The 24,677-nt window shown below is 66.9% G+C and carries 20 protein-coding genes; 7 read left to right on the forward strand and 13 right to left on the reverse strand.

Annotation, left to right across the window (positions count from 1 at the left end; all coding sequences use genetic code 11):
• Position 1: 1 nt before the first annotated feature.
• The 7 genes from C1926_RS19640 to tssI all read right to left on the reverse strand — a co-directional run bounded on the left by C1926_RS19640 (position 2) and on the right by tssI (position 8,687).
• The gene (locus C1926_RS19640) at positions 2 to 514 is read right to left on the reverse strand and encodes an META domain-containing protein (protein WP_108760365.1); all 513 of its coding nucleotides are present in this window, start codon (positions 512 to 514) and stop codon (positions 2 to 4) included.
• The gene (locus tag C1926_RS19645) at positions 511 to 2,013 is read right to left on the reverse strand and encodes a DUF2875 family protein (protein WP_108760366.1); all 1,503 of its coding nucleotides are present in this window, start codon (positions 2,011 to 2,013) and stop codon (positions 511 to 513) included. Before C1926_RS19645 ends, C1926_RS19640 begins: the two co-directional genes overlap by 4 nt.
• Positions 2,010 to 4,037, reverse strand: a complete 2,028-nt coding sequence (locus C1926_RS19650; RefSeq protein WP_159095164.1) for a DUF2235 domain-containing protein — start codon at positions 4,035 to 4,037, stop codon at positions 2,010 to 2,012. Before C1926_RS19650 ends, C1926_RS19645 begins: the two co-directional genes overlap by 4 nt.
• Positions 4,030 to 4,608, reverse strand: a complete 579-nt coding sequence (locus C1926_RS19655; protein ID WP_108760368.1) for a DUF3304 domain-containing protein — start codon at positions 4,606 to 4,608, stop codon at positions 4,030 to 4,032. The genes C1926_RS19650 and C1926_RS19655 overlap by 8 nt, the downstream gene beginning before the upstream one ends.
• 200 nt (positions 4,609 to 4,808) lie before the next feature.
• The gene (locus tag C1926_RS19660) at positions 4,809 to 5,243 is read right to left on the reverse strand and encodes a hypothetical protein (protein ID WP_108760369.1); all 435 of its coding nucleotides are present in this window, start codon (positions 5,241 to 5,243) and stop codon (positions 4,809 to 4,811) included.
• A gap of 100 nt (positions 5,244 to 5,343) precedes the next feature.
• Positions 5,344 to 6,177: a DUF4123 domain-containing protein gene (locus C1926_RS19665; RefSeq protein ID WP_108760370.1), complete on the reverse strand. Its 834-nt coding sequence runs from the start codon at positions 6,175 to 6,177 to the stop codon at positions 5,344 to 5,346.
• Positions 6,174 to 8,687: a type VI secretion system Vgr family protein gene (gene tssI / locus C1926_RS19670; protein WP_159095165.1), complete on the reverse strand. Its 2,514-nt coding sequence runs from the start codon at positions 8,685 to 8,687 to the stop codon at positions 6,174 to 6,176. The genes C1926_RS19665 and tssI overlap by 4 nt, the downstream gene beginning before the upstream one ends.
• Positions 8,688 to 8,911: 224 nt before the next feature.
• Here tssI and C1926_RS19675 point away from each other — a divergent pair, with 224 nt between their 5' ends.
• The gene (locus C1926_RS19675) at positions 8,912 to 10,015 is read left to right on the forward strand and encodes a DUF4274 domain-containing protein (protein WP_108760372.1); all 1,104 of its coding nucleotides are present in this window, start codon (positions 8,912 to 8,914) and stop codon (positions 10,013 to 10,015) included.
• 73 nt (positions 10,016 to 10,088) lie between these two features.
• On the opposite strand, the gene phbB is transcribed toward C1926_RS19675, so the two are convergent.
• The 3 genes from phbB to C1926_RS19690 are packed head-to-tail and all read right to left on the reverse strand — an operon-like array spanning position 10,089 to position 13,375.
• The gene (gene phbB, locus C1926_RS19680) at positions 10,089 to 10,829 is read right to left on the reverse strand and encodes an acetoacetyl-CoA reductase (RefSeq protein ID WP_079223230.1); all 741 of its coding nucleotides are present in this window, start codon (positions 10,827 to 10,829) and stop codon (positions 10,089 to 10,091) included.
• 25 nt (positions 10,830 to 10,854) lie between these two features.
• A complete protein-coding gene (locus C1926_RS19685; protein WP_079225368.1) occupies positions 10,855 to 12,183 on the reverse strand; it encodes a CitMHS family transporter in 1,329 nt (442 codons plus the stop codon).
• A 55-nt stretch (positions 12,184 to 12,238) separates the two neighbouring features.
• Positions 12,239 to 13,375: a porin gene (locus tag C1926_RS19690; RefSeq protein ID WP_079225366.1), complete on the reverse strand. Its 1,137-nt coding sequence runs from the start codon at positions 13,373 to 13,375 to the stop codon at positions 12,239 to 12,241.
• Between the two features lie 307 nt (positions 13,376 to 13,682).
• On the opposite strand from C1926_RS19690, the gene C1926_RS19695 reads away from it, so the two are divergent.
• Genes C1926_RS19695 through C1926_RS19715 form a run of 5 tightly spaced genes read left to right on the forward strand, consistent with a single transcriptional unit; the run spans position 13,683 to position 17,943 of the window.
• Positions 13,683 to 14,375: a response regulator transcription factor gene (locus C1926_RS19695; RefSeq protein WP_079223228.1), complete on the forward strand. Its 693-nt coding sequence runs from the start codon at positions 13,683 to 13,685 to the stop codon at positions 14,373 to 14,375.
• A complete protein-coding gene (locus C1926_RS19700; protein WP_108760373.1) occupies positions 14,368 to 15,759 on the forward strand; it encodes a sensor histidine kinase in 1,392 nt (463 codons plus the stop codon). Before C1926_RS19695 ends, C1926_RS19700 begins: the two co-directional genes overlap by 8 nt.
• Complete coding sequence (locus tag C1926_RS19705) at positions 15,756 to 16,811, forward strand: ABC transporter substrate-binding protein (protein WP_108747330.1); 1,056 nt, start codon at positions 15,756 to 15,758, stop codon at positions 16,809 to 16,811. The genes C1926_RS19700 and C1926_RS19705 overlap by 4 nt, the downstream gene beginning before the upstream one ends.
• 28 nt (positions 16,812 to 16,839) lie before the next feature.
• A complete protein-coding gene (locus C1926_RS19710) occupies positions 16,840 to 17,487 on the forward strand; it encodes a response regulator transcription factor (protein ID WP_079223223.1) in 648 nt (215 codons plus the stop codon).
• 3 nt (positions 17,488 to 17,490) lie between these two features.
• Positions 17,491 to 17,943 (forward strand): DUF695 domain-containing protein, encoded by a 453-nt coding sequence (locus C1926_RS19715; RefSeq protein ID WP_108760374.1) that lies wholly within the window; start codon positions 17,491 to 17,493, stop codon positions 17,941 to 17,943.
• Between the two features lie 37 nt (positions 17,944 to 17,980).
• Here C1926_RS19715 and C1926_RS19720 read toward each other — a convergent pair whose 3' ends face one another.
• The 3 genes from C1926_RS19720 to C1926_RS19730 all read right to left on the reverse strand — a co-directional run bounded on the left by C1926_RS19720 (position 17,981) and on the right by C1926_RS19730 (position 22,792).
• Positions 17,981 to 18,817, reverse strand: coding sequence for an ankyrin repeat domain-containing protein (locus C1926_RS19720; protein WP_108760375.1), 837 nt, complete (start codon positions 18,815 to 18,817; stop codon positions 17,981 to 17,983).
• Between the two features lie 91 nt (positions 18,818 to 18,908).
• Positions 18,909 to 21,557 carry a PAS-domain containing protein gene (locus C1926_RS19725; protein WP_108760376.1) on the reverse strand — a complete coding sequence of 883 codons (2,649 nt, stop codon included), beginning with the start codon at positions 21,555 to 21,557 and terminating at the stop codon, positions 18,909 to 18,911.
• Between the two features lie 68 nt (positions 21,558 to 21,625).
• Complete coding sequence (locus C1926_RS19730; protein ID WP_108760377.1) at positions 21,626 to 22,792, reverse strand: porin; 1,167 nt, start codon at positions 22,790 to 22,792, stop codon at positions 21,626 to 21,628.
• A gap of 330 nt (positions 22,793 to 23,122) precedes the next feature.
• On the opposite strand from C1926_RS19730, the gene C1926_RS19735 reads away from it, so the two are divergent.
• Complete coding sequence (locus tag C1926_RS19735; RefSeq protein WP_108760378.1) at positions 23,123 to 24,466, forward strand: dicarboxylate/amino acid:cation symporter; 1,344 nt, start codon at positions 23,123 to 23,125, stop codon at positions 24,464 to 24,466.
• The last annotated feature ends 211 nt before the right edge of the window (positions 24,467 to 24,677 follow it).

The following is a 24,677-nucleotide window of genomic DNA, read 5'->3' on the forward strand; positions in this document are numbered from 1 at the left end:
ATCACCACCGGCCCGGAGGAGGTGTGCGGTAGATCAATGTCGCGGTCACGCGCTCGCCGTCCAGCAGTTCCAGCACCGCATCGTCTTTGCCAAGGCGGTAGCCGGTTGCGGTGCTGAGTGCGGTGGCAAAGCGGTCACCGATCGTGTCGAACGTTGCCTTGTGGCACCTCGCACCTGTGCGGGCGACAGCCTCGATGGCCAACCCTTCATTGCCTTGCAGGTGGTAGACGCCGCTCAGCGGCTGGCAGCCCGCGAACCCGGTGAGGCGGTGGCCGTCCGCCTCGAAGATGACGAAGCCCGCCTGGGAGCGGGGGACGAGCTGGACGGCAGGGTGATGGTCGTCAACCGGAAGGTGGCTCAGTTTCCAGACGGTATGAAGCAAAGGCTGCGGGGCTTCGGGACCCTGCCAGGGCTCCGGGGCGTACCAGGGGCGGGCTGGGGGCGATTCCGTCTCTGTGCAGGCAGCCAGCGCCAGTGCCAATGAGAGCATCGTAAAAGACAGGTATGGCTTCATGCAGGCTCCTGTGAGGCGAGCGGAGAGGATGGGAGTGGCGCCAGCACCGGTTGCAGCAGTAGTCCATTGACGCTGGGCAGGACTACCACGTGGCTGCCGGGTGACCGCGCGGCTAGCGCCACCCCGATGGCACCGGTACTGCTGCCGAGAGGGCCGAGGCGGTGATAGAGATCCGTGCCGAAATCGGTGTCATCGAGATCCAGAGGCTGGGGCAGCCTCGCCAGCGCGATGCGCAGATCCATTGTGGTCTGGGGGTATAGCTGGCTGTCGTGCCAAACCCTTAATGGACCGGCCGGTAGGCAAGCACGCAGCGCACACCACGCCTCGGTAATGCGTTGCTGGCGCTGGAGACGCGGAAGAACGGTTCCGTTGGTGTCCTGCAGCTCGACCTGTACGGGTGCAGGCAGCTGAGCCAGTAATGACTCGTCGTCGAACGATTCCACCTCAGTCGTGGTCCACGGCAGGGGGTAGCAGGGGTCGGCTGAAAGATCACTGGCGCGCTCCATGCCCTCTGTCTTCTGCAGTTCGCGCAGGTACGCCGCAGCAAATTCGCTGGAAATCGCTCTGCCTTCGGGTTCGTCGGACGCAATAGAAGCGACTGCCGACACGCGATCCCGCCACCACGCCCACGCTTCCTGTCGTCGTCTGCCAGTGGGGCCGTCCACGACTACCGCCTCGTTGCGGACCTGTGGAGGAAGGATGCTTCGGCTGATCAGTAGCACCACCACGCTGTCGTGCAGTTCCTCACGCGGAGGTGCGTGGGGACCCGGGTAATGCCCGCGCACGAGATGTCCGTCAAGGCAGACCAGCAATGCACGGCTGAGCGTCGGCGATCGTTCGAAATGTGCGTGCACCTGCTGCAGCAGGGCCGCCATGTCGCCACCGTCCTGGTCCTTCTCGCGCAGCAGAAGAGGCAAGGACAAGCTTGTCTGTGCAACCATCAATCCAAGCCACTGTCGTGCAGCGAAGCGGCTTTCAACTGTCAACTCGGGCGCCAGCGTGTACACGGGCAGCACTGCAGCGTCAGGGAGGGTTCGTGCCAGCCAATCCATCGCCAGCCCGAACCGAGCCTGTACGATCATTCCTGCTCGTGCCAGGGATGTCTGTGGATCGGGAAGGTCTGCGGCGAGCGCCGATCTGCCATCCTTCTCTGCAAGCATTGCCAACAGCGATTCGATCGAATGGCTGTCCACACGCGAAAACGCCGCACGTATCTGCAGGGAGGCAACGCCAAGCGCAGCTGGCTCAGCGTGGCTCGCTTCCTGGGAGGTGGCCGGAGTTGGCTCTGCGGGCTGCAACCGCCAGTGAATGAGCGCAGCGGCAAGGCCTGCAGCCAACAGCGGAAAACCTCCGATCATCCATCCGTGCATGATCTCGCGGGCGCTGAAGCTCTCGGTGGGATCCAGTGCAGACCAGGCTACAACGCTGGTCCACGCAAACAGGAGAACCCCGGCCACTGCCAGAACGGCACGCGCTACCGATCGATGCCCCATGCTCATGAAAGGCCATCCGCATAGGTCAGGCGTCTCATCTTCGAGTTGTCACTGACCTCGCCTCGAGGGTTGTCAGTCATGCCCTTCACGGCTCGGAACACCTGGCGTCGGCGCAGGTAGCTCCAGCGCACCTCACGGCGGGAGAACCTGGCGATCAGATCCAGCGCATCCTCTTTACCATCCATGGAAGAGCCCGGATGTGCATCGCTGAAAATCGGCTTCCTGCCAGACCTGTAGGTTTCAAGTGCCTTGCGATCGGCCTCATTCAGCGGGTCCTCGGGCACCGGTCGGATGAGCGGTGGCTTGGGCCGAGGTGGCTTCGTCTCCATCCAGCCACCCGGTACGAACACCTCGTTGTCGTGGCGGTCGAGGGCCTCTTCATACTGCTGCATCTTGTGGACCCGCTCTGCTTCGTGCAGGCGCAGGCTCTCAAGGTGCTGAGCATCCAAGCGTTCCAGATCCGCGTGCATGGTCTGGTAGTCGCGCTCGCACTGGGGATCGGTCAGCACGAACGCCGCGCGCGAATCGTGCGCATATCCCTCCAGCAGCGCACGCAGCGGTTCCCCGGGCGTTGGCAATCCGGCCCAGTAACGGTCATAGAGCTTCATGCAGTCGTACTGCCGCAGCAGATAGTCGCGCACGACGAGCACCTTGCCGGCCTGGATGACGGCACGATCGGAGGGGCGCATGAACGGCACGATGTAGGCTTGGAACTCTACGTTGGCCTGGTCCAGGTTGACGAAGTCCTGGGGCTCGCCATCCCTGCAGCGCTGCATGAAGGGCATCGCAATGAGAGTGTCCCGCTGCAACACGTGCTTGCGCCAGCCGAGATAATGCAGGTAGTGCATGTGGATCTGCGTCAGCAGCGGCGCGCCGCTGGAGGAGGCGTTCAACGTGCGCTGATAGGTGTCATAGGCCCGTTGCAGCTCGGGTGATACGGTGAACTGGCTTGCTATCCTTTGTCGGGCAAGCCTGCTGCGTTCCATCAATGGAACTCCGGCAACTCGGGCGCGATCGTACATGTCATTCAACGGAATCTGCGACAGCATGTCGGCCTCACCTTGCCGTACCTGGCCGGCGGCCAATGTGCCTTTGCCCTGCGAACGGGGGCCATAACCACCACCCACGTCCGAGTGCATGCCGGGATAGATGATTTCCAGGCGACGTGGTGCGTCCTGCTGGCTGGCGGAGATGGTGGTGAGCGGGAAGGAGTTGCGCGCCTCGTGGGCGGCCACCAGGTGCACGCATTGCTCTACGAATGCCGGAATGACCATCAGACGTGGTTCCGCCCACTTCAAGTGACCATCGCCGGGCAGCGGCATCGAGTCGGCTATGTGTACCGAGGCCACCGTATCGAACAGCCCCATGAAGCGCACGCGCAGTGGCGCGCCGAACAGGTTGGGCGGCATGTGAGAGGCCCGTGTGCCAGTCCATTCCAGCAGCTGGTTGAGAAAGGCGCGCGCTGCGGTGGCTCCGCGGGAGAAGCCGAACAGGTCCAGGGTGACACCGACAATCTGCGGTGCTGCCGGTTTGGGGCTGGCGAAGATCTCGCACAGCTTGCGGGTCCAGACTTCTACTTGCGCTTCATCCTCGATGGCACGAGCCAGTGCCTGGTCAGTTTCCTCGACGATGAGCGGGTAGCCACTAAGCTCTGCAATCCGATTCGCGATGAACAGGTAAGCGTAGCGCAAGCGGCGGTCGCCGTACGCGCCATCGCGGGCACCAAGAGGATGGGGGACAGGTTCTCCAATGGGTGGGAATGGGGTGCCAACGCCCGGGATGTAGAGACGAAACTGCCCGTCCCGATCCTCGCCGAGGCAGGCTCCGAACAGGCGCGCGATGTTGCTCTGCGATCCAGAGGGCTCGTCCTCCTCCGCATGATTACGCGTGCCATCAAAGAAGATGGAGAACTGTGTAACGATCTGGCACGACACTGAACTGTTGCCGGGTTGCGGTGCCACCGGATTGAACTGCAGTGTGGCAGGCGCACCGCTGGGCGCCCACGCAAACTCGATTTCCTGCTTACTCATGTTCACCGATGCCCCTCTTCTTATCGAAGCTCTTGTATGGATGTCTCGCGCCGGGATAGTCGGGGTCGCGTGGGGAGAGCGCACTGGGAATAACCAGAACCTCATCGTCCTCAAAGATGTGCAGCCAGGTCTCGGCCACATAGGTATAGGGCTGGACTGCAACATCCTTTTCTATCCAGCGGCAGCCTTCATCCTCTGATTCACCGGGTACGTACTCTGTACCTGCCTCGCAGCGCCGCCACTTCACGCGAACGGTAAGGCCCGGATGCCACCGCGCTGGAAGAGTCAGGACACCCAGCATGGTGCTGCCTCCCGTGCCCGCGCTGTCCCCTCCCTGGCCATTGACATAGACCGGCCGAACAAACGTATCGGTTGGTTCGTAATCCATCGAGGTCAGATTGCTGCCTATCCAGGTCGGCACGGGTTGCGGTACTTCCCGGGTCTTCCAGATCACCAGCAGCACGGCGGACAGGGCAACGTACACAATGAGTAGCGCTGCTTTTGCCACGGGATGCAGCGAAGCCAGCTTCTGCAGAAGCGAACCTCCCGGCGAACGAGATCGGTCGTGCATCACTCCTCCTCAACGGCTCCGGTCACCGCATGCATCGGGTAATGGAGCGGCGCATCCTCTTTCTCTTCGTCTGCGCCACCGCGGCTTGGGACAAGCGTGGATATGCCAAACGCGGCCGACGCTGCGGTCGTCAACAGCGCTACGCTGATCCACGCTCGGCCTGCAGATCGGGCCTCAATGGCACGTTCAGCCGCCGAGCGCTAGTCCGCTTTTTCCAGCTCCCGGGCCCATCTCGCTTCTTCCCGTCTTGCGCGGAAGTGCAGGCCGAAGATCACCAGGCCGGCCGGCACCATGACCGCGGGCAGGTACAGGGGCAGCAGCATCCGCAGATATCCGTCGCCGTACTGCGCATAGCCGAACGCCATCACCAGCACGGCGGCGGCGGATCCCACGGCCATCTGATCGAGTGCACGTGCATGCCGCATTGCGACGGCGTGGTTGAGGAAACCCCGGCGCATGCCATTGACGATGAGGAATACGGGCACTGCCAGTACCAGCGCGAAGCCAACCGGACTTTCCTCGCTTGCGTAGGGCCTGCTGCCAGCGATATCGGGCTGGAAGGCGGGCAGCAGCGAGACCGCCAGAGTGACCAGGGCCAGGGACACCAGCACGTCCAGCAGGATCCAGTCGAGCATGATGGTTTCCTCCCGCAGACTTCCGTCGCCATCGTCGGCCTTCGGTGCGTCCGGGGAGGCGCCCTTTCGATCTGTGCCGTTCAAGGTGTGTTCTCCGTTGTCAAATTGAATCGGATGAAGGTCGAACGACCTCCGCATTCCCCAGGGCCATCCACAGATCCGCGCCTCGCAGTGCTTGTGCATGCACCGGATGCGCGCGAAGCGCGTCGGCGTCCTCACTGCAACGCATACCCCAGGCAACCCAGCTGGCCAGATCGCTGGGTTCGACATAGCCGTGCTGCCGTGCTGCGGCAATCAGTGTTGTCGCCAGAGCGTGGCGCGCTTCCCGGGATGTAGCTGACGGCATGGAGCGAAGCGTGGGTTTCAGTGACTGCAGCAACGCATCAGCCAATCCCGATTCAGCGAGCGCCGCCGTCTGGTCCGCGTCCCAGCCAGGAGACGCATCCCCCACAGCAGCCATGGCATGCAGCGGGGGAATCGCCAGGGGCATCGCCCGTCCGTCGCGGTCTGACAGCCACCACCCGGCCCACGGCGTGCTGAAAGCGATAAGCTGAGCGGGACGCCACACTTGGATCGCCGCACGCAGCACCCGGCCATCTGCCAGCCGGGTGTACTGCATGCCGGCTGGGTCGCCGTCGCGCAGCCAATGGCGCAGGTGCACGAGCGTCTCTCCGAAGGTGCAGCGGCTGGCCAGCCAGTTCATTCCCGGGCCGCTGCCGTCCAGCCCCAACGACACGGCGTGGGCAGGGAGCATCAGCCAAGGGCCGAGCGCCTGTGCCGCCCCGGGCAGATCTGAAAACAGCGAGACGGCGTCGCCTGCTCGGTCTGCCAGGCGTGCGCCCACGTCGCGCTGCATTGCGCCGTCCACCAGCACCAGCGGCTCGATACCGGGCTGCGTGCTGCAGTCATTCCACCGTGGGGGCAGCGGATTCATGCCGCGCCCGCCAGCTGCACGCGGGCACTGCCTGCGGCCGCCGCTCTGGCCAGGCAGGGCAGGCAGATCGGCGGGAGTTCGGTCGGCAACGTGCGGCTCCAGTGGTCGCTTGCCGGGCCTTCCCAGCGGTGCTCTGCACCGTGGAACGCCAGAGCCCCCTTGCTGCCGACCGTCACCCCATCACCGATGCGGATGAAGCTGCCATCGGCGGCCACCAGGCGGATGCTGGGCGCGGACAGCACGATCTCCCCCTTCTCCGTGCTCAGCTGCATGCCGGCGAGCGCATGACCGTCCAGCAGCCCGTCACGGGCCTGCAGCTGCAGGTCACCCTGGTTGGCGACGGCCTGCACGCCGCCCTCGGCCACGAACATCGACAGGCCTTTGCCGGCCAGCAGTTGCATGCGTTCACCGCTGGTGTGCTGCACCCGTCCCTGCGCCACCACGTCGTGGTGCTGGCCGCTGACATGCAGCTGGCTGGCAGGCGAGGCACTGACCAGGCCCGCAGATGCCGCCAGAGCAATGACCGGCTCGTTGGCTGCGACGGCATCCCCCGACCAGCCCTGCAGTGCGGTATCCAACGCTGCCTGGGCATCGGCGTCCGGTGTGCCGGCCTGCAGGCGCGTGGCCATCTCGGCCAGGGTGCCGAACAGCTGGCGGCAGGTGCCAAGTACGTCCAGCAGCTCCGGCAACGCCATCTGCGGGCCGTTTCCACCGGTCTGCGCATGGCTGCTTACCAGCAGGCCTTTGGCCGAGCGCAGCGCCAATGCCGCATCGGTGCGCAGTTCCGCACCCTGGCCGCGTGCCTGCGCGTTGCCATCGCGGCGTGGTGTTGCCACATGGCCCAGGTGCAGTGCACTTTCGAAGGGGCTGGATCGCAGCGTCGTGCCCAGTGCCTGGCCGGTGTCGTCCATCGAGAGTTCATTGAATCCGTCACCACCGTGCTCGTGGCTGCGGATGCCCGACACGGCGCGGTTGGCCGGCAGGCTGCCCATGCCACCAAAGCGTGGCGTTGCGTGGCGCCCGTTGTAGACGCCAGCAATGACCAGAGGGCGATCAATGTCGCCGTGAAGAAAGGCGACGACCACTTCCTGCCCCACCCGTGGCAGGAACTGGTGGCCAAAACCGTCACCTGCACTGGGCATGGCCACGCGCACCCAGGTGGATGACCACGCGTCCTGCCCATCGCGATTGGCCGGTTCATCCTGGTCACGCTGCCAGTGAAAGCGGATGCGGATGCGCCCCAAGGCATCGGTGTACACGGTCTCGCCCTCCGGCCCCACCACCGTCGCGGTCTGCATGCCGGGCGCATTGGGACGCAACAGAGGGCGCGTGTGCATGGGTACCAGCGGCATATCGCCCGGCACCGCGCGGAACCGGGTGAGGCATTGGCCTGCCGGAGGCAGGTGCCCAGCTGCCGGAGCGAGGGAGGCCATCGCATCAGGGAGGTTGTTGGTGGCAAGCACGTGCACGCCACTGATGAGGAAGCCCGCAGGCGCCGGTGCCCCGGCTGTACCAGGTCGTCCTTCCACCAGCACGCTGTCGGCGGTGGCAAGCCCGCGGAAGTCGCCTTCGCCGAGCCACGTCTTCGACCTCAGCTCCTGCGCCTGCATCTGCAGGCGCGCGTAGCGGTTCATGTCCGCGGTGTTGCTGCCGTAATAGAGGGTGCGTGCCTGATGGCTCTCCAGGCCCTGCACACTCCGGGCCAGATCGGCACTTGCCGAAAGCGCGAGATCGTCGCTGCCGCGCAGGCGCTGTGCGCTCGCATAGTCGAAGCTGGACAGCGTGTGGCGCGAGGGAATCAGCCTGTGCAGCAGCTGCCACCCCTGCAGATGGGGCGTGCCGTCATCCGTACCGGCGGCGCGGTGCGGCAGGGCGACGGCGCCGTCAGGATCAAACAGGGGCTGGTCGCTCAGAACAAGCACGTGGCGCGGCGTGCCGTCCACCCGATCGAACTCGAACCGGTAGCTGATGCCTTCTTCGGCCAGCAGGCGTTCGATGAACTGCTTGTCCGATTCGTTGAACTGCACGCAGTACGAGCGCACGTCATGCTGCGCCAGCAATGAGCGCCGGTGGTCGAACGCCAGGGCAATGCTGGCGTTACCCTGGCGGTGCTCGTCCAGGATGCATGCCACGACATCCGGCACGCTCATGTCCTGGAAGACGCGGCAGGCCGTCCGTCGGTCCAGCAGGGCCAGCGCTGACACGACCCGCAATGTGACGTTCTGCCACACGCCGTGCTGTGCTGTACACCGGATGGCATCCACGATGCCGCAGAACCAGCGACGACCGTTGCCGGGGCGGGTCACGCCGACGCCTACAACGCGGCCCTGCAGTGCCTGTACGTCTTCAAGGCTAGCCTGCACCAGACCGTGGGCGGTGAGAGCGAAATCCTCGTTGAACGCATCCCGGTAGTCGAGCGACTGGACGAATACCGATGGTTCAGTAGCGCCCGGTCCCCAGCAGGCATCGATCAGGCGATCGCCACTGACGGGTTTCGCAATCGTGTGCATTACAGCGTGCCTCCCTGGCAGAGTGTTGGTACAGGGTGCGGTCCGCTGACTGCCGTGGTCTATAAGACGATTACGAAAAATGAAGCTGGTTTCTGGCTGGGTGCGCTGTAAGGGTGACGTGGATCGTGGCGGGTGCATCCACGCATGGCGTGGATCTACTGATTCCACGCCAGAGGGGAGGGGCGGCTAAACTGCGCGGGTCCCGCTGTGATGGAAGTCCCCCCTTGACCCCCGACGAGTACGACCGCGCCTCCCGCGCGCTGCTGCAGGACTACCTGCTGCAGGCATCTCCCGAGCAGCGCCACATCTATGTTGCGCGCCGCAACTACGACGACAGCCCCGAGCTGCTGGCCTGGCTGGCAGGGCGCAGCGAGCTGGATCGCGCGACGGCCCTGCTGATGTACTGGTCACTGGGCGCAGCCTGGTTCGCCCAGTACGCCAGCGATGGCGACGTGCCCGAGCATGAGCGCGATGCCTACGCGATCGTCCGCGACATCGAGCAGCGCTATCTCGAAGGTTTCTATGCCGATCATGGGCTCGCCTTCGATCCGTGCAACTGGCCTGGCCCATCGGTGGGCGATCATCCCGGGCTGACGATGCGCCGTGCCGTGCCGGACGCCCTGCTGGCCGCCGTCGTGGGCGCGCGGGCGGTCGATCCTTTCGCGGAGGTGATTGACGAAACCTTCGATGACGGCCTGCCATTGGACGTGGCTGCACAACTGCAGGACCTGGCCGCTGCGATGCAGCCTGATCGTGGCCCGGCCCTGGGCGACGACGTGGCCGGCGACGTCGACATCTATGCTGAAGCGGTCCCACCATTGTTGTCGCCGGTGGCGATGGCATCGGATCCGGGCTGGCCGGTACTCGAGTCCTTCCTGCGCCAGGCATCGCCGCAGCAACGCCATCAGGTGATGCTGTTCGCCGAGGCCAACTCACTGTCAGATGCGCTGCAGTGGCTGCTGGACCAGCCGACATTGGCGGCATCCAGCGCACTGGCGCTCTACTGGAACCTGGGCGCGTCGTGGTACGTCCCGTTCGTCACGATCGAGGATGTGCCGGAGTCGCACCGCTACACCGCTGCAGTGTTGCGACAGATCGAGCAGCGCCTGGCTGAAGGCGCCTACGCGGATGACGGGCTGGGTTTCGACCTGGAGTTGAACCGGCCACGTTTCCCCACACGCTGGCCGGGCCGGGAGGAGTTGCGCGCGATCCCCGCCCTGATGTGGCAGCCGCGCCCGGGTCAGATCGTGGAGGAATCGGACGACGTGGATTTCATCACCGGCCTGCCCGAAGACATTGCCGATGCGCTGGCAAACGCCCGCGGGTAGAGGATCAAGCATCCACGCATCAGGCAGGGGTCAGAGCCCTTTCGCACGCGAAAGGGATCTGACCCCACGGGCCTCACCCCATGTACAACCCACCATTGACCGGGTAATCCGCACCGGTCACATACGAGGCTTCATCCGAGGCCAACCAGGCCACCAGGCCGGCCACTTCCTCCGGCCGGCCCAGGCGGCGCACCGGCACCGAGGCGGCCAGCCGGTCCAGCACGTCCGGCGGGAAGCTGCTGATGGCCTGGCTGGCGATGTAGCCGGGCGACAAGGTGTTCACGGTGACCCCGCGCGAAGCGACTTCAGCAGCCAGGGCGCGGCTGAAACCGTGCATTGCCGCCTTGGCCGTCGCGTAGTTCACCTGGCCGATCTGGCCCTTGTGGGCGCTGACCGAACCGATGTTGACGATGCGGCCCCAGCCGCGCGTGGCCATGCCATCGACCACCTGCTTGGTCAGGTTGAACAGCGCGTTGAGGTTGGAGGCGATCACCGCATTCCAGTCCTCCACCGTCATCTGCCGGAACAGCAGGTCGCGGCTGCCGCCGGAGTTGTTGACCAGCACGTCCACTTCGCCCACTTCGGCGCGCACCTTGGCGAAGGCCGCCGAGGTGGATGCCCAGTCGGTGGCGTTGCCTTCGGAGGCGATGAAGTCGAAGCCCTGTTCGCGCTGCTCGCGCAGCCAGTTGGCCTTGCGTGGCGAGTTGGGGGCGCAGCCGGCGACCACGGTATGGCCCGAACGGGCGAGGCTCTGGCAGATGGCAGTGCCGACACTGCCCATGCCGCTGGTGACGTAAGCAATTCGAAGCGTCATTGCAGAAGGCTCCTTGGTGTCCGGATCAGGATGCGAAGGGATACAGGCCGAACAGCAGGCCGCCGACCATCAACAGCAGCGAGATGGCGATCGCCCACTTCAGGGTGAACTTCTGGTGGTCGGCGAACTCGACCTTGGCCAAACCCACCAGCAGGTAGGTGGACGGCACCAGCGGGCTGAGCAGGTGCACCGGCTGCCCGGCCAGCGACGCGCGGGCCATTTCCACCGGGGTGATGCCGTAGTTGCCGGCGGCCTCGGACAGGATCGGCAGCACGCCGAAGTAGAAGGCGTCGTTGGACATGAAGAAGGTGAACGGCATCGACGCGATGGCGGTGATGACGGCCAGGTACGGGCCCCACGATTCGGGAATGATCGCCAGGAAGCTGTGCGACATTGCCTCGACCATGCCGGTGTTGTTGAGGATGCCGGTGAAGATGCCCGCGGCGAAGATCAGCGCCACCACCGACAGCACGTTGCCGGCGTGGTTGACCACGCGGCGACGCTGTTCGGCCAGGTTCGGGTAGTTGATGACCAGGGCGATGGCGAAGCCGACCATGAACAGCACCGGCATCGGCAGCACGCCGGCGATCAGCGCGCCCATCAGGGCCAGGGTCAGTGCCAGGTTCACCCACAGCAGCTTCGGGCGCTTGATGTCCTCGGCGTCTTCCACCGACGGCAGCGCGTTGTTGTCATCGGACACGCTGTTGTCCATCCAGCTGCCACCCTGCGGCAGGGTGACCACGCCCAGGCGGCGGCGTTCCTTCATGCCCAGGTACCAGGCCAGCAGCAGCACGCCGGCACAGGCGATCACCATCGACGGGATCAACGGCACGAACACATCGGCCGGGTCCACGTGCAGCGCGGTGGCCGCGCGTGCGGTCGGGCCACCCCAGGGGGTCAGGTTCATCACGCCGCCGGCGAGGATGGTCACGCAGGTCATGTTCAGCGCGTTCATGCCCAGGCGCTGGTACAGCGGCAGCATCGCCGAGACGGTGATCATGTAGGTGGTCGAGCCATCGCCGTCGAGCGAGATCAGCATCGCCAGCACGGCGGTGCCGAGCACGATCTTCATCGGATCGCCCTTGACGAAGCGCAGGATGATGCGCACCAGCGGGTCGAACAGGCCCGCATCGATCATCACGCCGAAGTAGAGGATGGCGAACATCAGCATCACGCCGGTCGGCGCGATCTTCTTGATGCCTTCCAGCATCATTTCATCGATGTTGGCGCCAAAGCCGCCCAGCAGGGCGAAGATGATCGGGATGGTGATCAGGGCGACCAGCGGCGACAGTCGTTTGCTCATGATCAAGTACATGAACGTAATGACCATGCCAAAGCCGAGGATGCTCAGCATCATCTGCGGACTCCTTGCGTACTGCGGTTGAAGAGGGGGGGAGGGAGTGCGTGGCTCAGAAGTCGAACTGCAGGCGGCCGGTGACCGCGCGGGTGCGGTCCAGCGTCACCCCGGCCAGGCGGTCACGGTTGCGGCTTTCGATCAGGTCGAGCATGAAGCGCAGGTTGTCGCGCAGGTACCAGTTGCCGCCCAGCGTCCAGGCGGCGGTGCTGCCGCGGCGCAGGTCGGGCGCGCCGTCGAGGTGCTGGGCGCCCCACATCTGGTCGTAGCGCAGCGCCACTTCGAAGGCACCGGCCTTGTGGCGGATGTCCTTCACCCGGGCGAAGCGACCGGTCTTGCGGTCGTAGGCCTTGCTTTCGCCGGTGACGAACCAGCTGAGCATGCCGTAGGCGGCCATCACATCGCCGCGCTGGGCGCCGTCGTCGAAGGTGGCGCCGCTGAATTCACCCTGCCAGGACAGCGGGCCGCGCACCTGCGCGTATTCCAGCGACCACTTGTTGACGTCGGTATCGCGGCCGGCAGAGAAGTCGACCAGGGTCAGGCGGCTTTCGTCGGACAGGTGGCCGGCCGGGCGCGGGCGGATCTTCAGGCCCGGGGTGCCGTTGCTGCCGGGGTTGTCGTAGGCCTCATGGGCCAGCGACAGGCCCAGGTGCAGCACGTCACCGTCGCTGGGCGAGGGCGCCCAGGTGACGCGGCCACCGGCTGCGCGACCCTTCACCTGCCAGGCATCGATGCTCTCCAGGCTGTAGAGGCTGGCGGCCCAGGTGAAATCACCCGGATTGGCCTGCCAGGACGCACCCAGGCGGTACAGCGGCGCCAGCGTGGTGCCGGCGTTGCCGCGCTCCAGGAAGCTGCCGTAGTTGGAACTGGTGCGGTCATCCAGCGAGAAATACTGCTTGAACTGGCCCACCGTCAGCTTGCCGGCCTTGCCGAAGCTGCGGCTGAGGTAGACATCCTTGGCCTCGACGCGGTCACCGGAAAAGTCCGCCTCGGCCTTGTAGTCGACCACGAAGAACTTGCCCGACACGTCCAGCCAGGCGCGGCGGATCTCGGTGTCGTCCTTGTTCGGGGTGCCGCGGTCGTCGTTGTCGAACGTGGCGAAATCCAGGTGCAGGCGGCCGCCGACGGTGGCGGTGACCGGCCGGTCGTCTTCCGCAAAGGCCGGCGCGGCCAGCGCAGCCAAGGCCATCATGGCGGCGGGGCGCTGCCAGGCAAACTTCAGTTCCACAAACCCTCCCAGGTGCGCGCCGGGCGCGCGGCAATCGTGGGCACCGGATGGTGCGCGGCCGCAGTCTGGGTTGCCGTAGCTGTCATCGTCCTGTCAGCGGTTTGTGCGGTGCAGCGTAAAACGGGCCGCCGCGCTCGCCGGGCACGGCCCGGCGCTACCGCCGCGACGGTGCCCTGGTAGCGCCGGGCCATGCCCGGCGGTTTGCCCGCCACACGCCACCGCGCCGCACGCGGTAGCATTCGCTTCCCCCGATCTCCTCCGTTGCCTGCCGATGCGCCTGCTGCTGGTCGAAGACAATCCGGATCTGGCCGATGCCATCATCCGCCGCATGCGCCGCAGCGGGCACGCAGTGGATTGGCAGGCCGACGGCCTGGCCGCCGCCAGCGTGCTGCGCTACCAGAGCTTCGACCTGGTGGTGCTGGATATCGGCCTGCCCAAGCTGGATGGCCTGCGCGTGCTGGCCGGCATGCGCGAGCGCGGCGACAGCACGCCTGTGCTGATGCTGACCGCGCGCGATGGCATCGAGGATCGCGTGCAGGCATTGGATGTCGGTGCAGACGATTACCTCGGGAAGCCCTTCGACTTCCGCGAATTCGAAGCGCGCTGCCGCGTGCTGCTGCGCCGTGCGCGCGGCCAGGCCAGCGAAGTGGTGCAGGTGGGCGGCTTCCAGTTCGACAACGCTGCGCACCGCGTCAGCGTCGATGGCGAGCCGATCGAGCTGCCCAACCGCGAATACCGCCTGCTGGAAATCCTGGTCGGCCGCCTGGGCCAAGTGGTCGGCAAGGACGAGATCGGCAATGGCCTGTTCGGCTTCGACGACGAGGCGGGGCCGAACGCCATCGAGCTGTATGTGGGGCGGCTGAGAAAGAAGCTGGCCGGTGCACCGCTGCGCATCACCACCGTGCGTGGCGTCGGCTACCTGCTGGAAGAAGCCGGCGACGGCAGCAGTGACGGCGATGGCTGAGGCACGCAGCGCAGCGGCCGCGCCAGGATCGCTGCGGCGCACCCTGCTGCTGTACCTCGGCACATTGCTGGCGGTATTCGCGGTGGCCCTGCTGTTTGCCGCGCGCGACTACGGCCAGCGCGCCGCCAACCGTTCCTACGACCACCTGCTGGTGTCCTCGGCCCTGTCCATCGCCGATTCGGTGGCGCTGGTCGATGGCCAGTGGCAGGTGGACCTGCCGTACGCCGCGCTGGACCTGCTGGCGATGGCACCGGAAGACCGCGTGTTCTACCGGGTGGCCGACAGCCGCGGCAACCTCATCACCGGCTACGGCGATCTGCCCGCGCCGCCGCGCCGGCCCGGCACGCAGCCGCAGCTGTTCGACGCAGGCTACAGCGGCGAGACCGTGCGCTTCGTGGTGGTCAGCCGCAGCTTCGCCGCAGCGTCCGCACAGGGTGAGGTGCAGGTGCAGGTCGGGCAGACCCGCCGTGCGCGCGAGGCGCTGGCGCAGGACATGGTCAACCGCGCGCTGCTGGCCATCGGCGTGCTGTCGCTGTTTCTGCTGGCCCTGGTCGCCTTCGGCGTGCACCGCGCGTTCCGGCCGCTGGTGCGGGTGGAACGCGAGCTGTCGCGCCGCGAACCGTCCGACCTGAAGCCGCTGGATGCGCGCGTGCCGCGCGAGATGGACCAGATGGTGGCCGCACTGAACCGCTTCATGGAACGCCTGTCCAGCAGCAACGAGACGCTGCGTGCGTTCATGGCCGAGGCCGCCCACCAGATGCGCACGCCGCTGGCCGCGCTGCGTGCGCAGGCGCAGCTGGCACTGGACGACGACGACCCGGATGACATGCGGCGCAGCCTGCAGGCCATCGAGCGCAATGCCACCCACATGAGCCGCCTGCTCAACCAGCTGCTCAGCGATGCCAGCGTGATCCACCGTTCGAACCTGCAGCGGTTTGCTGCGGTGGACCTTGCCGAGACCGTGCACCAGGCCCTGCATGAAGCATTGCCACAGGCGGGGCCTGCGCCGCGCGTGCAGCTGGCGATGACCGCCGAGCCGGTGCAGGTGCATGGTGATGCGCTGCTGCTGCGCGAGGCGATCAAGAACCTGGTCGATAACGCGCTGAAGTACGGCGGCGACGGTGCGCTGCAGATTGCGCTGACCGTGGAAGGCGGGCAGGCCGTGCTGACCATTGCCGACCATGGCGCCGGCATTGCCGCGGCCGATGCCGGGCGCGTGTTCGAGCGCTTCGCCCGCGGCGAGGGCGCGCCCGCCGGTGGCGCCGGCCTGGGCCTGGCCATCGTCAAGCGCGTGGTCGACAGCCATGGCGGCCACATCGACCTGAGCAACCGCCCGCAGGGCGGCCTGGTCGCCACCATCCGCCTGCCCCGGAGCAGCCCATGATCCGCCTGATCGTCGCCGCCTTCGCCCTGCTGCTGGCCGTGCCCGCCGTGGCCGCACCGGGCGATGTACGCCGCTTCGCTGCGCAGGGCCCGGCCACCGCGCAGCTGCGCATCCACGGCAGCACCGACATCGAGGTGTTCGCCGTGGTCATCGCCGATTACCAGCGCCTGCACCCCGGCACCGAAGTGGTGTACGAGGACATCATCACCCAGGACCTGTACGCGCGTTACCTGCACGACCGGGCCGGGCCGGACTCGCCGGACCTGCTGATTTCCAGCGGCATGGACCTGCAGACCAAGCTGGTGAACGACGGCCACGCGCTGCCGCACCGCTCGGCGCAGACCGCCGCGCTGCCAGCCTGGGCGCAGTGGCGCAGCGAGGCGTTCGGCATCAGCTACGAGCCGGTGGTGATGGTCTACAACACCCGCCGGCTGCCCGCCGCGCGGGCCCCGCATACGCGCCGCCAGCTGCTGGACCTGCTGCGCGCCGAGGGTACGCCGCTGCGCGGCAGGGTCGGCACCTACGATATCGAGCGCAGCAGCGTGGGTTACCTGCTGGCTACCCAGGACGCGCAGCGCGGCAGCATCGCCGGTGCGCTGCTGGGCGCGCTGGGCGACAATGCGGTACTGCGCGAGGAGCGTACCGGCGTGCTGCTGGACAAGGTCGCCAGTGGCGAACTGTCGCTGGTGTACAACGTGCTGGGTTCGTACGCACAGGCACGCATCGATGGCGGTGCGCCGCTGGCCATCATCGAGCCGGAGGACTACACCCTGGTGGTGCTGCGCACGGCGGTGATTCCGCGTACCGGGCCGCACCCGGAGGAGGCGCGGCGTTTCCTCGATTACCTGCTGTCGCCGCGTGGCCAGCAGGTGCTTTCACGCGAGGCGCGGTTGATGCCGATCGTCACCGGCAATGCGCGCAGCGACGACGCACCGGGCCGCAGCCGCCGCCCGATCCAGCTCGGCCCGGGGCTGCTGGTGTACCTGGACGCGCTGAAGCGGCGGCAGTTCCTCGATGCCTGGCGCAGCAGCGTGGAGCCGGCCGGGCGCTGACCCGCCGACCTGCACGTACAATGGCGCCATGAGCGAATACACCATCCTGATCGCCGATGACCACCCGCTGCTGCGTTCGGCGGTGGTGCAGTCGCTGCGGCAGAGCCTGCCGCTGGCGCAGGTGCGCGAGGTGGCCAGCGCCGATGCCCTGGCCGAAGCCCTCGACGCCCAGCCCGAGGTGGACCTGGTGCTGCTGGACCTGACCATGCCCGGCGCGCACGGTTTCTCCGCGCTGCTGCACGTGCGTGGCTCGCATCCGGACATCCCGGTGGTGATCCTTTCCTCCAACGACCACCCGCGGGTGATCCGCCGTGCCCAGCAGTTCGGCGCGGCCGGCTTCATCCCCAAGTCCGCCCCGGCCGAAACCATCGGCCAGGCGGTACAGGCCGTGCTCGACGGCAGCCTGTGGTTCCCGGCGATGGCACCGGAGCGCAGCGAGTCCGATGCGCTGCTGGCCGCGCGGTTGGCCCAGCTCACCCCGCAGCAGTTCCGCGTGCTGCTGTGCCTGGCCGATGGCCTGCTCAACAAGCAGATCGCCTACGAACTGGGCCTGGCCGAGAACACGGTGAAGGTGCACGTGACCGCCATCCTGAAGAAGCTCGAGTGCCACAGCCGTACCCAGGCCGCAGTGCTGGTGAAGGCACTGGAGCCGGAAGGCGACGCAGGCGGAATCTGACCGATGCGGGTGATCCCGGCACCGTTCTACGCCCTTGTCGACACGGCCTTCGGCGACGATCCAGCGGTGGTGGTGGTCAACACGGCGCTGCGGAACTTTGCAGATCGCGACGCGTTCCCCTGGCACCTGCGGATCGGCATCGCCTGCAGCGGGTTGGGTGACAACGGCATGCCCACCGCGGAGGAACTGGAGGTGGTCACGCGCCTGGAACGCCACCTCGAATCAAGCGTTGGCGCGGACGGCAATGCCGTTTTCCTCGCGCGCATCACCGCCCGTGGCGAACGCGTGCTGCTGTATCGGGTAGATGATCCCGAACAGGCGAATGACCGCCTGCAGCAGCTGCTCGCTGCACCCGTGCAGCTGCGGCAATGGGAGTTCCAGATGGAATACGACCGCGACTGGACCCTGGCCCATCCCGAGCTTGACCTGCCGCTGCAGGATCCCCGGGTCAACTGACCCGTGTAGCGCCGAGCCCATGCTCGGCTGATTCCTGTCACGCACTGAGGGAACGCAGATCGATGCTGGGGCGCATGCGGTCGGTGCCGTCCCACTCGGCAGGCAGGCCCACGCTGGCGAAGGCATCGACGATGGCCTGGCCGATCCGCTCCATGGCAGCGCTGTCGGGCGGGCCCCAGAAGCCAATGGAAAGATCGCTGGTGCGCTTGGCGCGCTTCATGTCATCGCCGGAATAGAAGCAGAACCCTTTCAGGCCCGCGTCCGTGCCGCCGCGTTGCCAGAACAGCTCGTTGGTGTCGTCGGCAGCGTCGTCGCGGGTATCGCCGCAGCCGCCGGTGGTGACGATCCCAGCCGATTCCAGAACGGCGAACGCCGCATCGATCTTTGCCCGGGCCAGTTTCCATGCAGCGGCAGACATCTTCCGGTCCGGCTTGCGCACGATGACCTCGGGAATGGCGTGGCCGGTCAGCGCGGACAGCAAGGCCTTCACCCGCGCAGACCAGGCGTTCTCCACGATGTGGTTGCCGTGTCCATCGCAGACATCCGGCCGTGCGCCGGCATCAATCAGCAGCTGCACTGCCTCGGGACCGTCAGGCGAGAACTCTGCCGCCAGATACAACGCGGTGCGACCGCCAGCGCCGACGTGCTCCAGCGGGCTGCCGGCATCGATCAGCAGGCGCAGGGTCGCGAGGGTGTCTTCCATCGGCGCACAGTCCTGGCTGGATGCAGCCCTTTCCAGCGCGGTGAAGCCAAAGGCATCCACTGCGTGTACATCCGCGCCTGCAGCAAGAAACGCAGCCGTTGCCGGTGCGTTGGCAGCGCCCGCGGCGGCAAACAGATCAACGGGAACGTCCGCCTTCGGGGATTTCGGCATTGTCGGTCGTCCTGGCTCAGGGAGGGCTGCCGATTGTAGCCAACGCAGCCGAGCGTGGGCTCGGCTCTACAACGAGCAACGTCAATTTCCGTTATCCGCGATGCCGCAACAGCATCTGCGTCATCAGCGCGCGCAGCGCCGGCGGTCGCACCGGCTTGGGCAGGAAGCCCCAGCCCTGCTCGGCAGCATGGGCCTTCAGCGCATCATCGCGCTCGGCAGTCACCAGGATCACCGGCGGCCGTGCCTGCCACAGCGTGCACAACGCCTCGTACAGATCCGGGCCGTGCCACTGGCCCATGCGCACGTCCAGCAGCAGCAACTGCGGCACGTTCAGTGCGCTGGCAATCTCCAGCGCGCCCTGCGGGCCATCGGCCAGCTCCACGTTGCAGCCCCAGCGCTCCAGCAGGGCACGCGTGGCCGCACACACGCGCGGGTCATCGTCGATGCTCCACACCCGGCACTGGCGCAGCGGGCTGTCGTCGGACGGTTCGGCCGCCAGCATGGGGGGCGGTGCCGGCGCGGCCACATCGTCGGCATGGCCCAGCGCCACGCTCACCGCAAACACGCTGCCCTTGCCCAGGGTGGAGCGCAGGCTGATGCGATGGCCGAGCAGGCGGCCGATGCGTTCGACGATGGCCAGGCCCAGGCCGGCGCCACGTTCCTGTTCGACGCCATCGTTCAGGCGGCGGAATTCCTCGAAGATCTCGCCCTGCAGGCTTTCCGGAATGCCCGGGCCCTGATCGTGCACTTCGATGCGCAGCTGGTCGCCCACGCGGCGGCAGCCGATCAGCACGCGCCCGCGCGGGGTGTAGCGCAGGGCGTTGGACAGGAAGTTCTGCAGGATGCGGCGCAGCAGTGCTTCATCGCTGACCACCACGGCGCGCGTGTCGACCCAGTGCAGCTGCAGGCCGCGGCTCTGTGCGGCGATGCCGAACTCGCGGGCCAGGGTTTCCAGCAGCGGCGACAGCGCGAACGTGCGCACGCGGGTCTGCAGCGAGCCTGATTCCAGCCGCGAGATGTCCAGCAGGCTGTTGAGGATGGCGTCCTGCGCGGCCAGTGCGGCATCGACGTGCTCGCTCAGTTCGCGTGCTTCACCGCTCAGGCGGGCGCGCAGCACGGAGACGAACATGCGGGCGGCGTTGAGCGGCTGCAGCAGGTCGTGTACCGCCGAGGCGACGAAGCGGGTCTTGTAGCGGTTGGCCTGCACGGCTTCGCGGCGTGCTTCGTCCAGGTCATGGGTGCGCTCGGCCACGCGGTGTTCCAGCGCATCGGCCAGCGAGCGCAGTTCGCGCGCAGCGTTCTTGTAGCTGGTGATGTCCGCGTAGCTGGTGACGAAGCCGCCGTCGGGCAGGGGGTTGCCGCGGATTTCCAGCACCGTGCCGTCATCCTTCTCGCTTTCGCGCATGTGCGGGCGGCCGCTGCGCAGGTGGTTCAGGCGGCGCTCGATGGCATCGTCGATGGGGCCGGGACCGAGCAGGCCGCGGCGGGCATTGAAGCGGAACAGCTCCTCGATGGGCCGGCCCACGCGGACCAGCCCCTGCGGGAAGCGGAACAGCTCGATGTAGCGCGAGTTCCATGCCACCAGGCGCAGTTCGCGGTCGATGATGACCACGCCCTGCGGCAGGTGTTCCAGGCTGCGGCTGAGGCCACTGTCGGCATCGGTGGCGGCCTGCAGCAGGCCATCCTGGGCGGTGCGCAGTTCCTGCGCGTGCTGCTTGAGCAGGGTTTCCAGCTCGCTGCGGCTGCGCTGGCGGTGCCGCGACAGGCGCCGGCGCTGCTGCACGAACAGCACCAGGAAGCCCAGTGCCAGCCAGACGGCGGCACCGGCCATCGCCGCGGCGCGGCCCGCGCTGGCCGCACCGCCGGCATCGTGCAGCAGGTGCAGGCTCCAGTCCTCGTCGGGCAGCGGCAGTGTCTGCCACAGCATCGCCTGCGGCAGGGCCGGGTCGAGCAGGCGGACCATGCGCCCGCCATCGGCCAGCACGTCCTCGGTGCGCACGCGCAGCGGCTGCAGCGAACGGTCGGCGTACTGGCGGGCGTCGAGCATCTCGCGGCGCTCGTCCGCGCCCAGCGGGCGCAGCAGGCGGTAGCGCCACTCATCGCGGTTGGCCAGGAACACCACGTCATGGTTGTCGCTGGCCAGTACCACGTCGGGGCTGCCCAGCCATTCCTGTTCCAGCGCGGACAGCTCGATCTTGATGACGATCACGCCGATGCGCTGGCCATCGCCATCGACGATCGCCTCGGACATGAAGTAGCCCGGCACGCCGGTGGTCATGCCGATGCCGTAGAAGCGGCCCCGGCCGTGCGCAAGTGCCTGCTGGTAGTAGGGGCGGTAGGCGTAGTCCTCACCGACGTTGGTCGAGGGCTGGTCGAAGTTGCTGGCCGCCACGGCCACGCCATTGCGGCCGACCAGGGTGAGGGTCGAGGTGCGGGTGACCTGGTTGGCGCGCTGCAGCTTGAGGTTCAGGCGCTGCGTTGCGGCCGGTGTCAACGGCGCGCGCAGCGCCTGCAGCAGGTCCGGGTCCAGCGCCATCACCTGCGGCAGGGTGCCGAAGCGGTCGATGCGCTGCTGCAGGCCCTGGCCGTACAGCTGCAGCTGGCGCTGCACCTGGTTGCTTTCAGCGGCCAGTGCCCGCCGCCAGGCGAAGTGGCCAGCGGCGATCGCGCACAGCACGGTGCCACCGACCATCACCGCGATGGTCAGCAACAGCATCCGGTGGCGGCTGAGCCAGTACATGGCGGCAGTCTACGCAGGGCCGGCGGGCGTGGCATGCACGCCCGCCGGTTTCTGGTCCGTGGAAGGGATCAGAAGTGCATCTGCGCGCGCAGTTCGAAGATTTCCGGGGTGCTGTGCACGCCACGGCGGCTGGCATCGACCTTCACGTAGTTCGCCTGGAACTTGAAGTGGCTGGTCAGGTACCAGTTGGCGCCCACGGTGAGGTCGTGCTGGCGGCCGCCGAGAATGCTGCCATCGTCCAGGTCCAGGCGGCTGTAGCGGGCCAGCAGTTCGACCGCGCCGTAGCTGTGGGCCGGCTTGATGTTGGCCACCGCGCCGGCGTTGTACGGGCGCGATTCGCCGGTCAGCACCCAGCTGGCCATGGCGTACTCGCCATTGCCGGTGTAGTCGGGCAGGCCCTTGCGGGTCACCGTCGCCTGCAGGGCTTCGGCCTGCAGCGAGAACGGGCCGCGGATCCAGATGCCTTCCAGGCCGGTGCGGCGGATCTGGTCGGCGGTGACCAGGGCGCCGGAGTCGACCAGGCGGATGTCGGTCAGGCCGGCTTCCGGGCGCGCGCGCAGGCGGGCGCTGGCTTCATGGTGCACGTCGCGGCCGTCGCTGTAGCCGCGCGGGTTTTCCTGCGAATAGGCCAGGCCCAGGTGGACCACATCGCCCGGTGCCTTCACCGGGGTCCAGACCGCGCGCACGGCCTGGGTGGTGCCCGGGTTGTCACCCTGCAGGTCCTTGCCGCCGTAAGCGCCGGCCTGCAGCAGGTACTGCGGGCGTTCCAGCACCCATTCCACGCCGGTGCGGCGGCCTGCGTAGAAGGCCTGCACGGGCAGCGCGGTTTCCATGAAGCTGCCGGCGCGCGAGGAGGTGTTTGCATCCAGGCCGACCGGGGTCTTCATGTAGCCGAAGCGGAAACGGCCGACGTCACGGCCGAAGAAGGCCTTGCTCTCGAAACGCACGAACACGTCCAGCCAGGTGTCGGCCTGGAAATCGTAATAGACCATCGCGTCGTACACGCCCTTCTTCTTCAGGGTCGCGCCGAATTCCTTGCGACGCACCGCGTCATCGTCTTCGATGCCGCTGGCCGAGGAAAAGTCGTTGTAGTCGTAGGCGATGTTGGCGGTGGCAGCCAGCTCGGTACCGTCGCTGAAAGCGTACTTGGTCGGCCAGTTGTCGAAATCGGCGGCGGAAGCGAAGGCGGGCAGGGTGGCCAGCGACAGGGCCAGCAGGGTCGGAATCGGGCGCATGGTGGTGCGGCTCTCTCTCTCGGATGCGTGTGGACAGGACAACAACGGCCGCAATGGCCGGAACTTTCGCAGGGGGGCGCCCGATCGTTCAGGTCGGGCCGGCGGCCGTGCCCGGGACAGGCGGTACGGCGCCAGTGTAGGCACCCGCGCCACCTGAACCGGGGGGCTAGTACCAATAGGTTATCTGCGCTGGCGTGCCCGGCGCGTACAAAGGCGTCCATTGGTCGCACCTCCGCACACGCCGTGCCGGGCCTGCGGCCAGATCCACGGAGGCGGTCCCTGTGCCATCAGGGGCCGTTGCGACAGAACTCTCCCCTTCCGGAGTCCGCCATGCACATCCCGACCACCCCGGCGCTGCCCAGCAAGCCGCTGCCGCTTTACCGCCAGCTGTACTTCCAGGTGATCGTGGCGATCATCCTGGGCGCCGTCCTCGGCCACTACGAGCCGTTGATCGGCGAGAAGATGAAGCCGCTGGGCGATGCCTTCATCAACCTGGTGAAGATGATCATCGCGCCGGTGATCTTCCTGACCATCGTCACCGGCATCTCCGGCATGACCCACCTGCGCACGGTGGGCCGCGTCTTCGCCAAGGCGATGGCGTACTTCCTGTTCTTCTCCACCCTGGCCCTGATCGTGGGCATGATCGTGGCGCACGTCGTGCAGCCCGGCGCGGGCATGAACATCAACCCGGCCGAGCTGGACCAGACCGCGGTCCACAGCTACGTCGAGAAGTCGCATGACCTGACCCTGGTCGGCTTCCTGATGGACGTCATCCCGAAGACGCTGATCAGCGCCTTCGTCGATGGCAACATCCTGCAGGTGCTGTTCGTGGCCGTGCTGTTCGGCATCGCGCTGGCCTCGGTGGGTGAGAAGGGCAAGCCGATCGTGAACTTCCTGGAGGCGCTGGTCGCCCCGGTGTTCAAGCTGGTGCACATCCTGATGAAGGCCGCCCCGATCGGTGCCTTCGGTGCCATCGCCTTCACCATCGGCAAGTATGGCGTGGGCTCGCTGATCAACCTGGCCTGGCTGGTGGGTTCGTTCTACCTCACCGCCTTCCTGTTCGTGGCCGTCATCCTGGGCGTGGTCTGCCGCCTGTGCGGGTTCTCGGTGTTCAAGCTGGCCCGCTACCTGAAGGCCGAACTGCTGCTGGTGCTGGGCACCTCGTCCTCCGAATCGGCGCTGCCGTCGCTGATGGAGAAGATGGAGCGCGCCGGCTGCAGCAAGTCGGTGGTCGGCCTGGTGGTCCCCACCGGCTACTCGTTCAACCTGGACGGCACCAACATCTACATGACCCTGGCGGCGCTGTTCATCGCCCAGGCCACCAACACCGAACTGACCCTGGGCCACCAGATCGCCCTGCTGCTGGTCGCCATGCTCAGCTCAAAGGGCGCGGCCGGTGTCACCGGTGCCGGCTTCATCACCCTGGCCGCCACCCTGGCCGTGGTGCCGGAAGTGCCGGTGGCCGGCATGGCGCTGATCCTCGGCGTGGACCGCTTCATGAGCGAATGCCGCTCGCTGACCAACTTCATCGGCAATGCGGTGGCCACGGTGGTGGTCTCGCGCTGGGAAGGCGCGCTGGACCGTGACCGCCTGAAGCTGGCGCTGGACGGCCGCGAGAGCGAGCTGCCGCCGCCGGTCGATGCCGTGCCGGACGCACTGCCCGCCAAGGGCTGACACAGGTGTGTGGTACCGCGGGGCCGGTCACGTGAGTGACGCGGCCCCGCAACGTTTCAAGGCGACCCATGGCTGTCATGGGCAACGCCGAAGCTGGTCCCCGGACCCGTCGCATACGGCACGGAATTGTGCGGTCGCAGCATGGTTGCGACAGGATAGCGACAGGTCCAGGCCCTCCAACGGGGGTATCATCCCCTGTCCCCCTTGCCCA

The organism is Stenotrophomonas sp. ZAC14A_NAIMI4_1 (assembly GCF_003086915.1).
Classification (GTDB): domain Bacteria; phylum Pseudomonadota; class Gammaproteobacteria; order Xanthomonadales; family Xanthomonadaceae; genus Stenotrophomonas.

What these genes read in the sequence shown, in the direction of transcription:
- C1926_RS19640 (WP_108760365.1), bottom strand. Translation starts at nt 514, where the DNA reads ATGAAGCCATACCTGTCTTTTACGATGCTCTCATTGGCACTGGCGCTG.
- C1926_RS19645 (WP_108760366.1), bottom strand. Translation starts at nt 2,013, where the DNA reads ATGAGCATGGGGCATCGATCGGTAGCGCGTGCCGTTCTGGCAGTGGCC.
- C1926_RS19650 (WP_159095164.1), bottom strand. Translation starts at nt 4,037, where the DNA reads ATGAGTAAGCAGGAAATCGAGTTTGCGTGGGCGCCCAGCGGTGCGCCT.
- C1926_RS19655 (WP_108760368.1), bottom strand. Translation starts at nt 4,608, where the DNA reads ATGCACGACCGATCTCGTTCGCCGGGAGGTTCGCTTCTGCAGAAGCTG.
- C1926_RS19660 (WP_108760369.1), bottom strand. Translation starts at nt 5,243, where the DNA reads ATGCTCGACTGGATCCTGCTGGACGTGCTGGTGTCCCTGGCCCTGGTC.
- C1926_RS19665 (WP_108760370.1), bottom strand. Translation starts at nt 6,177, where the DNA reads ATGAATCCGCTGCCCCCACGGTGGAATGACTGCAGCACGCAGCCCGGT.
- tssI (WP_159095165.1), bottom strand. Translation starts at nt 8,687, where the DNA reads ATGCACACGATTGCGAAACCCGTCAGTGGCGATCGCCTGATCGATGCC.
- phbB (WP_079223230.1), bottom strand. Translation starts at nt 10,829, where the DNA reads ATGACGCTTCGAATTGCTTACGTCACCAGCGGCATGGGCAGTGTCGGC.
- C1926_RS19685 (WP_079225368.1), bottom strand. Translation starts at nt 12,183, where the DNA reads ATGCTGAGCATCCTCGGCTTTGGCATGGTCATTACGTTCATGTACTTG.
- C1926_RS19690 (WP_079225366.1), bottom strand. Translation starts at nt 13,375, where the DNA reads ATGATGGCCTTGGCTGCGCTGGCCGCGCCGGCCTTTGCGGAAGACGAC.
- C1926_RS19695 (WP_079223228.1), top strand. Translation starts at nt 13,683, where the DNA reads ATGCGCCTGCTGCTGGTCGAAGACAATCCGGATCTGGCCGATGCCATC.
- C1926_RS19700 (WP_108760373.1), top strand. Translation starts at nt 14,368, where the DNA reads ATGGCTGAGGCACGCAGCGCAGCGGCCGCGCCAGGATCGCTGCGGCGC.
- C1926_RS19705 (WP_108747330.1), top strand. Translation starts at nt 15,756, where the DNA reads ATGATCCGCCTGATCGTCGCCGCCTTCGCCCTGCTGCTGGCCGTGCCC.
- C1926_RS19710 (WP_079223223.1), top strand. Translation starts at nt 16,840, where the DNA reads ATGAGCGAATACACCATCCTGATCGCCGATGACCACCCGCTGCTGCGT.
- C1926_RS19715 (WP_108760374.1), top strand. Translation starts at nt 17,491, where the DNA reads ATGCGGGTGATCCCGGCACCGTTCTACGCCCTTGTCGACACGGCCTTC.
- C1926_RS19720 (WP_108760375.1), bottom strand. Translation starts at nt 18,817, where the DNA reads ATGCCGAAATCCCCGAAGGCGGACGTTCCCGTTGATCTGTTTGCCGCC.
- C1926_RS19725 (WP_108760376.1), bottom strand. Translation starts at nt 21,557, where the DNA reads ATGTACTGGCTCAGCCGCCACCGGATGCTGTTGCTGACCATCGCGGTG.
- C1926_RS19730 (WP_108760377.1), bottom strand. Translation starts at nt 22,792, where the DNA reads ATGCGCCCGATTCCGACCCTGCTGGCCCTGTCGCTGGCCACCCTGCCC.
- C1926_RS19735 (WP_108760378.1), top strand. Translation starts at nt 23,123, where the DNA reads ATGCACATCCCGACCACCCCGGCGCTGCCCAGCAAGCCGCTGCCGCTT.